Source organism: Candidatus Accumulibacter contiguus, from assembly GCF_012940005.1.
Taxonomy (GTDB): domain Bacteria; phylum Pseudomonadota; class Gammaproteobacteria; order Burkholderiales; family Rhodocyclaceae; genus Accumulibacter; species Accumulibacter contiguus.
Window position 1 is genome coordinate 47,185 of record NZ_SPMX01000018.1, and the last position, 13,058, is coordinate 60,242.

10 protein-coding genes and 1 pseudogene are annotated in these 13,058 nt (G+C 63.1%); 6 read left to right on the plus strand and 5 right to left on the minus strand.

The genetic code is table 11. The annotated features are described in order from the left end of the window. Window positions 1-80: 80 nt before the first annotated feature. The 4 genes from E4Q08_RS08165 to E4Q08_RS08180 all read right to left on the minus strand — a co-directional run bounded on the left by E4Q08_RS08165 (window position 81) and on the right by E4Q08_RS08180 (window position 5,386). The gene (locus E4Q08_RS08165; protein ID WP_034909855.1) at window positions 81-704 is read right to left on the minus strand and encodes a nucleotide-binding protein; all 624 of its coding nucleotides are present in this window, start codon (window positions 702-704) and stop codon (window positions 81-83) included. After that, complete coding sequence (locus E4Q08_RS08170) at window positions 701-2,041, minus strand: TAXI family TRAP transporter solute-binding subunit (protein ID WP_169070009.1); 1,341 nt, start codon at window positions 2,039-2,041, stop codon at window positions 701-703. Before E4Q08_RS08170 ends, E4Q08_RS08165 begins: the two co-directional genes overlap by 4 nt. Continuing rightward, window positions 2,041-3,015 (minus strand): quinone oxidoreductase family protein, encoded by a 975-nt coding sequence (locus E4Q08_RS08175; RefSeq protein WP_169070010.1) that lies wholly within the window; start codon window positions 3,013-3,015, stop codon window positions 2,041-2,043. The genes E4Q08_RS08170 and E4Q08_RS08175 overlap by 1 nt, the downstream gene beginning before the upstream one ends. 181 nt (window positions 3,016-3,196) lie before the next feature. Continuing rightward, window positions 3,197-5,386, minus strand: coding sequence for a UvrD-helicase domain-containing protein (locus E4Q08_RS08180; protein ID WP_169070011.1), 2,190 nt, complete (start codon window positions 5,384-5,386; stop codon window positions 3,197-3,199). A gap of 198 nt (window positions 5,387-5,584) precedes the next feature. Between E4Q08_RS08180 and E4Q08_RS26040 the strand changes: the two are divergent. Continuing rightward, window positions 5,585-5,842: pseudogene (locus tag E4Q08_RS26040) on the plus strand (HDOD domain-containing protein); the annotation flags it as partial. 16 nt (window positions 5,843-5,858) lie between these two features. Continuing rightward, window positions 5,859-6,404 carry an HDOD domain-containing protein gene (locus E4Q08_RS24540; protein ID WP_308240087.1) on the plus strand — a complete coding sequence of 182 codons (546 nt, stop codon included), beginning with the start codon at window positions 5,859-5,861 and terminating at the stop codon, window positions 6,402-6,404. A gap of 25 nt (window positions 6,405-6,429) precedes the next feature. On the opposite strand, the gene E4Q08_RS08190 is transcribed toward E4Q08_RS24540, so the two are convergent. After that, entirely contained in the window at window positions 6,430-7,053 is a 624-nt protein-coding gene (locus E4Q08_RS08190; RefSeq protein WP_169070013.1) for a 5-formyltetrahydrofolate cyclo-ligase, read from the minus strand. Window positions 7,054-7,143: 90 nt separating this feature from the next. Here E4Q08_RS08190 and E4Q08_RS08195 point away from each other — a divergent pair, with 90 nt between their 5' ends. The 4 genes from E4Q08_RS08195 to E4Q08_RS08210 all read left to right on the plus strand — a co-directional run bounded on the left by E4Q08_RS08195 (window position 7,144) and on the right by E4Q08_RS08210 (window position 13,056). After that, window positions 7,144-9,042 (plus strand): lytic transglycosylase domain-containing protein, encoded by a 1,899-nt coding sequence (locus tag E4Q08_RS08195; protein WP_248594776.1) that lies wholly within the window; start codon window positions 7,144-7,146, stop codon window positions 9,040-9,042. A gap of 40 nt (window positions 9,043-9,082) precedes the next feature. Continuing rightward, on the plus strand, window positions 9,083-10,048 hold the full coding sequence (locus tag E4Q08_RS08200) for a complex I NDUFA9 subunit family protein (protein WP_169070014.1): 966 nt from the start codon (window positions 9,083-9,085) through the stop codon (window positions 10,046-10,048). A 31-nt stretch (window positions 10,049-10,079) separates the two neighbouring features. After that, on the plus strand, window positions 10,080-11,303 hold the full coding sequence (locus tag E4Q08_RS08205; protein ID WP_169070015.1) for a multifunctional CCA addition/repair protein: 1,224 nt from the start codon (window positions 10,080-10,082) through the stop codon (window positions 11,301-11,303). A 331-nt stretch (window positions 11,304-11,634) separates the two neighbouring features. Next, complete coding sequence (locus E4Q08_RS08210; RefSeq protein WP_169070016.1) at window positions 11,635-13,056, plus strand: DEAD/DEAH box helicase; 1,422 nt, start codon at window positions 11,635-11,637, stop codon at window positions 13,054-13,056. Window positions 13,057-13,058: the final 2 nt, after the last annotated feature.

A 13,058-nucleotide genomic window follows, 5' to 3' on the forward strand; every position in this document is an offset into this window, starting at 1 on the left:
TCGCTATGCTGCCGGCAGTCGTTGCGCTGTCGCACTGCTGAATTGCTGGCCTGACCCGGATCGATCAGGCAATCGGTGTGCTAACTGTTCACCCAGTCGATGATCGCCTGCCATTGCTCCAGATCCTTCGCTGCACGGGATGCCGAAAGGTCGAACATGGTCATCCCGTGCATCGTTGTCTGCACGTAGAGCTGCGTACTGCGCAGATGGGTGAGGACCGGCAGGTCGTACTTCGCGAGAAAGCGCTCCAGCTCGGCGGCAGAGCGGGTACGCGGATCGACGCGCATGCCGACCACGGCAACGAAAGCCTGTTCGTTGCGGATCGCTTTCTCGGCCAGCAGCGTCTCCAGGAAATGGCCTGTCGCAAGAATGTCGAACAGCGAGGGCTGCAGCGGAACGATGACCCGATTGACCTGTTTGACGACGGTGTCGAGCGCTTTGCCGTGCAAACCAGCGGGCGTGTCGAGAATCACATGCGTGGTGCCCTTCGGTGGTTTGGCGGTTTTTCCGGGCTCGATCTCCCAACTCCGAATCTGTGGCAGGATCGATGGCCGCAAACGCAGCCATTCCCGCGACGACTGCTGACGATCGACGTCACCGAGCATCACACGCTGGCCACTGCGTGCGAGATGACCGGCCAGATTGATGGCCAGCGTCGACTTGCCCGACCCGCCCTTGGGATTCGCAATCAGGAAGGATTTCATTGTTTATTGTCCTTGTCATGGTTGGTGGCAAGCCGGCGAAGCTCATCACGCACCAGATTGATGTGCTCGCGCAAAGTGTAAAGCAGATCGCTGAAGGCCAGTGGAATATTCAGCGCACTAGCCCCTTCGTCGATACGATCGAGATGGCCCACGTACTGCTGGTGGCAAGCCGGGTCATAGTGATGACGCAGATCGTTTTCTAGGAACTTCAGATCACCGTAGTAGCGAAAGATTTTCGAGCGCACACGCCAGCTATAGATCGCCGGCGCGAATTTCAACAGCGGTAGCGACAACATCAACAATGGCAGGATCATCACGAACAGGCGCTCGACCAGCACCGCCAGCCAGAAAGGCAGATACACCTGCAGAAACGGAGGCCCCGACTTGTAGTAGTGCTCGGCATCTTTCGATAGCGGAAAGCTGTGGTCCTTGTAGGCCGGGAATTCGCCGGCACGCTGGAAAAAGCCTCCCTTGCCGTTGACCTCGCTCATCGCCTGCAGCAGCAGACTCGCCAACGCCGGATGCAGGTCGTCACGAACGATGATATTGGCCGTCGTCGCCAGCAGCAGGGTATCGCGTGGCGGTACATCGCGCACCAGATCGACGACCCCACGCGGCAGCACGATCTTCGAGAGGAACGGAAAACGGCGCAGATAGGCTTCGGCCTGGCTCAGGCTGACCACCCGCAGGCCCGGCGAACGCAGCATCACCTGCACGACCGGCGCTTCCTGGGCGGCAACGATGAAGGCAGCATCAATCTGCCCCTGCTGCAGGGCTTCGGCGGCGGTCAGGCCGGCAATCGGCAAAAGGTTGGGGCTGTTGGCCGGGATCTCGTTGGCCTCCAGCAAGCTCAGCGCGAGCCCGCGAATACCGCTGCCCTCCTCACCAACGGCGATCCGCTGACCCGCCAATTGGTGCAGTTTGTCGACACGTCGTTCTCCGCGATAGAACACCCACACCGGTTCGTAGGAAACGCTGCCCAGTGAACGCAGCGGACCTTCTTCTTCGTCCTCGCCAACGGCTGGTGACACAATGCCGCCCTGCACGAAGGCGATGTCGGCCTCACCCTTTTCGATACGTTCGAGGTTCTGGTGCGAACCCGCAGAGGTCCGGATGTCGAGCGTGACGCCTTTGGCAGCCAGCAGGACGGCGTAGCGCTGGGCATAGGCATAGTAGGCACCGGTGTCGCTGCCGGTGGTGATGGTGATGCGTCGGGGCGGCTCGGGCGCGACGAACTGGTAGGCGACGGCCAGACCGATCGCCGTGATCAGGACGATCGGCCAGGCCGTCGCCAGCAAATAGCGCAGGGCAATCAGCCGGGCGCGCAAATGCTGCATCAGGGCAGCAGGATGGTCGATCCGCTATGTTTGCGCGCTTCGAGGTCACGATGTGCCTGTGCCACTTCTGCCAGGGGGTAAGTCTGGTGGACCTCGATTTTCACCTGCCCGCTACCGACCACGTCGAACAGTTGGGCGCCGAGCGCGAGCAGATCCTCGCGCTTGGCCGTGTAATGCATCAGTGTCGGCCGGGTCAGAAACAGCGAACCCTTCTGCGACAGCAACAGTGGGTCGAAGGGCGGCACCGGACCGGAGGCATTGCCGAAGCTGACCAGCATCCCACAGGTGCGCAGGCTGTCGAGCGAACCGGCAAAGGTATCCTTGCCGACCCCGTCATAGACCACGGCCACGCCCTCGCCGACGGTGATTTCACGGACCCGGCGGGCAAAGTCCTCGCGTGTATAGTCGATGACGTGATCGCAGCCATGCGCGGCGGCCAGCGCCGCCTTGGCCGCGGTCGACACCGTACCGATCACCGTTGCACCGAGCGCCTTGGCCCACTGGCAAGCGATCAGACCGACACCGCCGGCAGCCGCATGAATCAGCACGCTGTCACCGGCCTGGACGCGATAGGTGCGGCGCAGCAGATAGGCGCTGGTCAGACCCTGCAACATCATCGCCGCCGCGGTGCGAAAATCGATCGCATCCGGCAACTTCAGCAGACGGTCGGCGGGCAGGCAGCGGACCTGGCTATAGGCGCCGACCGGACCCCCGGCGTAAGCGACGCGATCGCCGGGGCGCAGCTCGCTGACGCCGGCGCCGACCGCTTCGACGACGCCCGCAGCTTCCAGGCCGAGACCGTTCGGCAACTGCAGCGGGTAAAGACCGCTGCGATGATAGATGTCGATGTAGTTGAGGCCGACGGCCTGATGGCGTACGCGCGCCTCTCCAGGCGCCGGTTCGGCGACTTCAAGCTCTTCCCAACACATCACATCGGGGCCACCGGTGCGGTGCATACGAATGGCAAATGGCATGGCGATCTCCTCATTTGACGTAACGCGACAGTCTAGTGTGGCGCCCGCTTCTTAGGCAAGTGCAAAAAAGCCCTTGCGGGCTGCCATTTGACCCCCTAAGCGACCGGTGTTCCACAGACTTATCCACACAATCGGTGGGCAAAGAGGCCAGATATCCACCGCTCTCCCCACTGCGCGCCCGTCAGGCCGGCGTCAGCCGGGCGTACTTGAGCGCCAGCCACTTCATGCCGCCGGCACCAAAGTTGACCTGCACGCGTGCTTCGGACCCCGACCCTTCGGTGGCCACGATGACCCCGGCACCGAACCGGGCATGGCGCACGTTCTGGCCGATCCGCAGACCGCCGACTGCGGTCTGCGCCTCCCCGCCGGGGCTGCCGGTCGGGCGGGCAGAAACTTGGCCGCCGCCGCGGTTGATCCTGCGCAACAGCGTTGCCGGCAGTTCTTCGAGAAAGGACGAAGGCAGGCAGTAGCGCGTCTGCCCGTGCAGCAGGCGCGTCTGCGCGTGGCTCAGATAGAGACGGCGGCGGGCACGCGTCAGGGCAACGTACATCAGCCGTCTTTCCTCCTCCAGGCCGTCGCGCTCCTGCGCCGCGTTCTCGTGCGGAAAAAGACCCTGTTCGAGGCCGGTGATGAAGACCACATCGAACTCGAGTCCCTTGGCAGCATGCACGGTCATCAACTGCACCGCCTCCTCGCCTTCGCCGGCCTGATGCTCGCCGGCCTCCAACGAGGCGTGCGCAAGAAAGGAAGCGAGCGGACCGCCATCCGGCGCCACTTCGCCGTCACTCGACGAATCACTTGGCGAGCCACTCTCTTCGTGCAGGAACGCAGTTGCGGCGTTGATCAGTTCATCGAGGTTCTCGAGTCGGTCCTGGCCTTCCTTGTCGGCCAGGTAATGCTGGCGCAGACCGCTCTTGTCAATCAACTGATCGATCACTACCGGCAGGGGAAGATCGCGGGTTTCGCTGCGCAGTGTCTCGATCAGGCGAACGAATCGGGCCACCGCGCTCCCGGCCTTGCCGGCGAGGCTCGCGGCCGCGTTGTAGAGGCTGGAATTCGTCTGCTGTGCCGCATCCTGCAATGCTTCGATACTGCGACCGCCGATCCCGCGCGTCGGAAAGTTGACCACCCGTGTAAAAGCCGTATCGTCATCGGGGTTGGCGATCAAGCGCAGGTAGGCCAGCGCATGCTTGATCTCCTGCCGGTCGAAGAAGCGCAGGCCGCCATGTACGCGATAGGGTATTCCCTGCGTGAACAAATGGTGCTCGAGGACGCGTGACTGTGCGTTGGAGCGATACAGCAGGGCGATCTGATGGCGTCCAACACCTTCGCGGACGAGTTCGGACAGCTCTTCGACGATGAAACGCGCCTCGTCGACATCCGAATACGCCTCAAAGACACGGATCGGTTCGCCAGCGCCGGCTTCGGTCCATAGCTTCTTGCCCAGCCGACCGCGATTCTGCTGGATCAGGGCATTGGCGGCGTCGAGGATATTGCCATGCGAGCGGTAATTCTGTTCGAGCCGAATCACGTTCGGCAACGCGAATTCGCGCTGCAGGTCGCGCATATTGCCGATCTCGGCACCGCGGAAAGCGTAGATCGACTGGTCGTCGTCGCCGACCGCGAACAGACAGGCAGCACTGCTTTCCGGAATGACGCTGCCGCGTCCGGCGAGCAGCTTCAGCCAGGCATACTGGAGGCGGTTGGTGTCCTGGAATTCATCGACCAGGATATGCCGAAAACGCGCCTGATAATGCTGGCAGAGCGGCTCGTTGCGTTGCAGCAGTTCGTACGAGCGCAGCAACAGTTCGGCGAAGTCGACCACCCCTTCGCGCCGACACTGCGCCTCATATTCGGTATACAGCTCGACCCGGCGGCTGGTGAATGCGTCGTACGCTTCGGCCTGGGCGGCGCGGAGGCCCTGTTCCTTGTGCGCGTTGATGAAGTGCATCAGCTCGCGTGGCGGAAACTTCTGGTCGTCCACATTGAGGTTCTTCAGCAGGCGTTTGATCGCTGCCAACTGGTCCGCCGCATCGAGAATCTGAAACTGCGCGGGCAGCCCGGCCTCGCGGTAGTGCGCGCGCAGGAGGCGATTGCAGAGACCGTGAAAAGTGCCGATCCACATGCCGCGGGTGTTGATCGGCAGCATCGCCGCGAGTCGCGACTGCATTTCCTTTGCCGCCTTGTTGGTGAAGGTCACCGCCAGGATGCCCTGCGGCCCGACCTGCCCGGTCGAGATCAGCCAGGCGATGCGCGTGGTCAGGACGCGCGTCTTGCCGCTGCCGGCACCGGCAAGAATCAGGGCATGTTGCGCTGGCAGCGTGACGGCGGCAAGTTGTGGCGCGTTGAGATGGGCGAGCAGATCGGACATGGCGAAGGGTTTCCCGACAAGGCAGCCCTGATTATAACGGGCGCGCTGTGCTGGCTTCGGCTTTGCCGCAATGCAAACGGGGGCGGGCGGCATCGGTGCGTGGCATTGCTGAGCACAGCGGAGTGGAGTACCTTGTTGATCCATCAAAAATGCACCTGCTCGGAGAAGGAAAAAATGGCGAAGTTGATCCCAGCCGAGATGATCGAAAAAACCCTGAAGGGAATCGTGATTCCAGCCAGACCGCAGGCACTGCTCCATCTCCAGAACGAACTCAAGAAAGACGACCCGGCCCCGCGGGTCATCGTGCGTCTGATCAGCGGCGACGTCGGCCTCTCGGCGGCCGTGCTACAAACGGTGAATTCTCCTTTCTTCGGCCTGTCCAGAAAAATCAGCTCGGTTGCTCAGGCGGTGAGCCTGCTGGGCATGAAAGCCGCTGCGCAAATCGTCACCGGACTGGGTGTTGAGGGCTGCCGTGGGGGGCAAGGAACCGTCGCTGGAACGTTTCTGGGACAGCGCCGAAAAAGTTGCCGGCATTGCCAGTTACATCGCATCGACCATCCCCAGGGGGCCTCGCGACGACGCCTACTGCTTCGGACTGTTCCACGACGTGGGCATTCCGATCCTGATGCAGAAATTCCCGGATTACCGGCAGACGCTGGCGCTGGCGGACAAGGACAGCAGCCGGCCATCGACCGCCGTGGAAGATGAGCGGCACGCGACCGACCATGCGACCGTTGGCTATCTGGTGGCCAAGGGCTGGTTCCTGCCCGAGGCGATCTGCGAAGGCATTCTCTACCATCATGATCCCCTGGTCTTTGACGACAAGGACAGCGTCAACCCGCAGGCACTGACCCTGATCGCAATCAACGCCATGGCCGAGCATTTTCAGGACGACTACTTTTTCATGCGCGGCAACAGCCGCTGGGGAATGATCGGCGCACGCGTACTCGATCATCTGGGACTGCGGGATGACGAGTATTGCGACCTGCGGGAAGATTTGATCAGCATGTTCAAATGAACGACCTCACCCTTCCGCGCACAAGTCATACTGCCGATCGAGGCATTGCGGCGCCTGGCGAGGGGAAGAAGATTCCGGCTTCGGTGACCATCACGTCGAGCGGCTGATCGTGCGGCTCGGGGTGGATCGACTCCAGCCGGGCCAGTTCAAAACCGACACCAACCGCAAGCGGACGCGGCGAGAGCGAAGCCAGCGTGCGATCGAAGTAGCCGCCGCCGTAGCCGATACGATGGCCGGCGGCATCGAAGCCATTCACCGGGATCAGCAAGGCTTGCGGGATCAGGAAATCACCTGCCGCCGGCGCCGGGATGCCATGCTGGTCGATGACCATCGCCGTGTCTGGCGACCAGGCGCGAAAGGCCAGCGCCCGGTTTTCATCGATCACCACCGGCAGCAGCGCCGCGAAGCCTTGCCGACCATCGCCGACCCAGCTTTCGATCAGCGGCCTGAGGTCGGGCTCCTTCCTGAACGGCCAGCAGAAACCGACGCGCATTCCCGAGAACTGTGGAAAACCGGCTTGCAGGAGCGCACGGATGTGCCGGCAATGGCCATCCCAGGCGTCGGCCGGCAAGGCCAGCCGACGCTCGATCAGCAGCTTGCGCAGCGCACGCCGGTCGGCAACGATTCCCGGCATCAACCCGGCAGCCATGTGATATGCTCAAATGCAGTGTGTTTCGAGAAACCCAGCTTATCATGAAGTTCCCTCAGTCGATCCTGCTCGTCCTCATCCCCCCTGTTTTTGGCACCCACCCTGGCCTTCGCGCTGACGCCCGACGAGCAGTTCCTGGCCGCGCGCGACGCTGCACGCGCCGGCGACCGGGCCAAACTGGAACGTCTGGCGCCTTTGCTGCAGGACCATGAACTCGAAGCCTACGTCGAATACTGGCAGCTTCTCCCGGACCTCAAGGACAGCGAGCCGGCGACTGTGCAGGCCTTCCTCAGCCGCCACGAAAACAGCTACATCGCCGAGAAACTGCGCACTGACTGGCTCCGCCAGCTCGCCAGAAAACAGCAATGGTCGCTCTTTGACAGCGAGTATCCGCGCCTGGCGCAAGCCAACCAGGAACTCGCCTGCCAGGCGCTGCAGAGTCGGCGCGCGCAGGGCGACGCGCGCGTCCTCGACGATGCCCTGCCGCTCTGGCTGACCCTGCTCGAACCACCCGAACCCTGCTACCCGGTCCTCGAAGCGCTGATCATCGACAAGCGGGTGCTGGCCGATGCGGTATGGGCGCGCATTCGCCGCCAGTTCGAGGCCAACAAGATCGCAGCCGCCCTGTACACGATGAATTACCTGCCCGCCAGCCAGATGCCGGAAAAGAAGCTGGCACAGACGGTCGTCGACACGCCACTCCCCTGGCTGGGGCGATTGCCGGGCGATTTCTCGGGTAGTCGCGGGCAGCGCGAGCTGGCGGCACTGGCGATCCAGCGCCTTGCCCGCAATGATCCGCGGATGGCCGCCGATCAACTCGAGAAAATCGGGGGATCGATGAAGTCTGGGGAAAAGGCCTGGGCATGGAGTCAGATCGGCTTGCAGGCGGCACAACGGCATCTGCCGGAAGCCATGGAGTGGTACCGGCAGGCCGGCGACGCACCCCTTTCCGACGAGGCCGCCGAGTGGAAGGTGCGCGCTGCGCTGCGCGTGCAGGACTGGGGCAGCGTTCGCGCCAGCATCGAAAGGATGCCGCCGGCGCTGGCCGCGCAACCTGCCTGGGTGTACTGGCTGGGTCGCGCGTACCGCGCCGGCGGACGCCTGGAAGACGCCAACACGCTGTTCGCGAAGATCGCCGGACAACCCGACTTCTACGGCAGCCTGGCCAACGATGAACTCGGCCGCAGCACCATGACCCCGCCCAAGGCATCACCGCCGAGCCGGGAAGAGCTGGCGCAAGTCAGTGCCATTCCCGGCGTGCGGCGTGCGCAGACCTTCTTTCGCCTCAACCTGCGCAGCGAGGGCAGCAAGGAATGGAGTTGGGCTCTGCGCAGCATGAGCGATCGGGAACTGCTGGCGGCCTCCGAAATCGCCGTGCGCGCGGGCAATTATGACCGTGCGATTGCCGCCGCCGACCGCACTCGCAATGAACACGACTACTCGCTACGCTATCTGGCGCCCTACGGCGACCAGGTTCGGCCGGCCGCGCGAAACCAGGCGCTCGATGACGCCTGGGTGTATGGCCTGATGCGCCAGGAAAGCCGTTTCATCAGCAGCGCCAGATCGAACGTCGGCGCTTCCGGGCTGATGCAACTGATGCCGGCGACCGCCAAATGGGTGGCCAACAAGATCGGTCTCAAGGATTTCCAGCCGGCCAGGGTCAACGATACCGAAACCAATGTGCTGCTCGGCACCACCTACATGCGCCTGGTCCTCGAAAGCCTCGACAATCACCCGGTGCTCGCCTCGGCCGCCTACAACGCCGGCCCCGGTCGGGCGCGCAGGTGGCGTGCCGAGCGGCCGATGGAAGGCGCCATCTATGCCGAAACCATTCCCTTCAGCGAAACCCGCGACTACGTAAAGAAGGTGATGAGCAATTCCGTTTATTACGCGGCCCTCTTCGATGGCAAACCGCAAACCCTCAAGAACCGGCTTGGCGTGATTGCGCCGCGCACAGGTGGCGAGGCGAGGATCGACGATTTGCCCTAAAATGACGGTTTTCTGACATTCAATTTACCGGTAGGACACTATGGAACTCGAGAACGTGTTGTTGATCGGCGGGAGTGGTTTTGTCGGCGGTTGGATTGCCAGCCGCCTTTCGGAACGTGGTATCCGGGTGACCATACCAACCCGCCATCGTGACAACACCAAAAAGCTGACCATGCTGCCGACGATCAGCATGGTCGAGGCCAATGTGCACGACCCACAGGCACTCGTCCGGTTGATGCGCGGTCAGGATGCGGTCATCAACCTCGTCGGCATTCTCCACGATCATGATTCGCGCCTGCCGTATGGCAAGAGTTTTGCTGCAGCGCATGTCGACCTGCCGAGAAAGATCGTCGCCGCGATGCGGCAAAGCGGCGTTCGCCGCCTGGTACACATGAGCGCGCTCAAGGCCGCCACCAACGCGCCATCGGAGTATCTCCGTTCGAAAGGCGAGGGCGAAGCGATCGTCCACGCCGCCATGCAGGAACTGGAAATCACGGTGTTTCGTCCTTCGGTCATCTTCGGACCGGATGACGCCTTTCTCAACATGTTCGCCAAGCTCATCAGGCTGTTCCCGATCCTGCCGCTTGGCGGTGGCACGGCGCGCTTCCAGCCAGTCTATGTCGGCGACGTCGCAAGCGTTTTCACCGACTGCCTGGGTAATGGCGCGTCTGTTGGCAAGACTTACGAGCTCTGTGGACCGAAGGTCTACAGCCTGCGCGAACTGGTCGAGTACACCGCTCAACTGGTCGGCAAATCCCCGAGGATCATCGATCTCGGGAGCGGTGGCTGGGCGTACCTGCAGGCCGGTCTGATGTGGCTGCTGCCGAATCCGCCGCTGTCGCCCGACAACCTGCGCTCGATGGAAGTCGATAGCGTCAGCGATGGCACGCACGACTATCCCGGCTGGCATCCGGAAGCCCTCGAAGCCGTGGCGCCCGGCTATCTCTCGCCCAACGAGATAGTCCAGCTACGTCTCGACCGCTTTCGCTACCGTGCCGGTCGCTGAGCCAATGATTTAAGCACGAGTCGCGGCAAGCATGCAGATCTTCGCCGTTGGCGGTGCGATTCGCGACGAGCTGCTGGGCTTACCGGTCCAGGATCGCGATTACGTGGTCGTTGGTGCCACCGCCGAGGAGATGCTGGCACGCGGTTTCAAGCCGGTGGGCAAGGATTTCCCGGTCTTCCTGCACCCGCATTCACATGCAGAATATGCGCTGGCGCGCACCGAGCGCAAGACCGGTCACGGCTACCAGGGCTTTGCCTTTCATACTGCCCCCGAGGTCACCCTGAGCGAGGATCTGGCGCGCCGCGACCTGACCATCAACGCCATCGCGCGCGCTGCCGACGGTTCGCTGATCGACCCCTATCGCGGCATCGACGACCTCGCTGCGCAAGTCCTGCGTCATGTCGGCCCGGCTTTCACCGAAGACCCGGTGCGCGTTCTTCGCCTGGCGCGCTTTGCCGCACGTTTTCCCGAGTTTACGGTCGCCCCGGAAACCCTGGCGCTGATCCGCAGCATGGTTGCCTGCGGCGAGCTCGACCATCTAGTTGCCGAACGCGTCTGGCAGGAACTCGCCAAGGGCCTGATGGAAGTCCGCCCGTCGCGCATGTTCGAAGTCCTGCGCGCCGGCGGCGCACTGCTCCGCCTGCTGCCGGAACTCGACCGTCTCTTCGGGGTCGCGCAGCGCGCCGACTACCATCCGGAAGTCGATACCGGCGTGCATGTGCTGATGGTCGTCGATCAGTCGGCGCAGCGCGCTTGCGCCCTGCCGGTCCGCTGGGCAGCGCTGCTGCACGATCTGGGCAAGGGCAGCACACCCGAGACCGATTTGCCGCGCCATCCCGGTCATGAGGAACGCAGCGTCGAACTGGCTGGCGAAGTCTGTGCGCGCCTCAAGGTACCGGTGGACTGTCGTGATCTGGCACTGCTGGTAGCACGCTACCATGGCAAAGTGCACCGTGCTCACGAGCTGACGGCGGCGACGATCGTCAGGCTTCTGGAAAATACCGACGCCCTGCGCCGGCCCGGCCGCTTCGAACAACTGCTCGAAGCCTGCGCCTGCGATTTTCATGGCCGCCTCGGCTGGCAGGAGCGCCCCTACCCGGCTCCGGATCTTTTCCGACAGGCGCTGCTGGCGGTGCACAGCGTAAACGCGGCGGCAATCGCGCGTGCCTGTCCCGACCGCACACAGATTGCTGCACGCCTGCACGCAGCACGCGTCGCGGCAGTCAGGCAGGCCTTGTCGGTACCGGTGACTTGAGCAAGCCGCAGCAAGGCCGGCATCATCGTCAACACGGCAAAGAAAACTGGACGGCAAGCCGCCGAGTGCTATAATGCGCGCCGCACGACGCAGCCACGCCTGCGGCGTGCGACGAGCATCGCGAACCTGGCCGTAACTCTCAAGCCCCCTGCCTTCTGGTGTCGATTCATTCAGCGCCGTTCTGGCACAAAGCTTTTGCTGATGGGTGCTGACTCCTGTGCATCGAACAGAGTCTGTGTCTCAGCTTTTTCGTTGGTTGGCGTTGCCTTTTTGCTTTAGCAGCGCGCTATGCCGTTACGGCAGTGCGCAGCGCATCCACACGAAAGAAAAAATGAATTTTGCAGAAATCGGCCTCCACCCGGCCATCCTCAAAGCACTCACCGATTCCGGCTACAGCGAACCGACAGCAGTTCAGCAACAAGCCATTCCCGCCGCCCTTGCCGGCCGCGACCTGATGGTTTCCTCGCAGACCGGTTCCGGCAAGACCGCCGCCTTCATGTTGCCGGCACTACATCTCTTTGCCTCGCAGCAACGCCCGGCGACGGCCCGCACCAACGCTCCGGAGCGCCGCCCAGGGCCCGCCCGCGGCCATGATCGCCATCGTTTCCAGCCGGCGCAGCCGCGCATGCTGGTACTGACACCAACCCGCGAACTCGCGCTGCAGGTCACCGCCGCCACCGAAAAATACGGCCGCCAGCTTCACCAGGTGCGAGCAGTAGCCATCCTCGGTGGCATGCCGTACCCGAAGCAGATGGAACTCCTCGGCCGCAACCCCGAGATCCTGGTGGCCACGCCGGGTCGTTTGATCGACCACATGAGTTCCGGCAAGATCGATTTCTCGCAGTTGCAGATCCTGGTCCTGGACGAAGCCGACCGCATGCTGGACATGGGTTTCATCGAGGACATCGAAAGGATCGTTGCCGCGACGCCGAGCGCGCGCCAGACGATGCTGTTCTCGGCGACGCTCGACGGGATGGTTGGCGACATGGCGCAGCGCATGACGCGCTCTGCGCTGCGCATCCAGGTCGATGCAGCTTCGGCGAGGCACGACCACATCGAACAGCGGATGCACTTCGTCGACGATCTGGCACACAAGAACCGCCTGCTCGACCACCTGCTGCGTGATGCCACGATCGACCAGGCGCTGGTGTTCACCGCCACCAAACGTGATGCCGATACCGTCAGCGATCGCCTCAACGTCGCCGGCCTAAATGCCGCGGCGCTGCATGGTGACATGCATCAGGGTGCGCGCAACCGCACCCTCACCGCGATGCGTCGCGGTCAGTTGCGCATCCTCGTCGCCACCGACGTCGCCGCCCGCGGCATCGATGTACCAACGATCACGCACGTCTTCAACTACGACCTGCCAAAGGCTGCCGAAGACTATGTGCATCGCATCGGCCGTACCGGTCGTGCCGGCCGCAGCGGTCTGGCGATCTCGCTGGTCCATCACGCCGAGCAGTTCAACGTCCGGAAGATCGAGCGTTTCACCAAGCAGATGATTCCGGTCGAAGTCGTTGCCGGTCACGAGCCGACGCGTCGCGCCCCTTCGGCGAATCCTCGTCCGACCAGCAAACCCGCCTGGAAGAGTGGCGAGAAGCGCAACTTTGGTCAGCCCGCCGGACAAGCCGACAGTCGCTTCAGCAAACCGTCCGCTCCGAGACGCGACGGCGCAGCACGCCCGTCCTACCACGACTCCGCGAAATCCGGTGCTGGCGCCAGCACTGGCCGCCGTAGCTACGGCGATCGCTGATC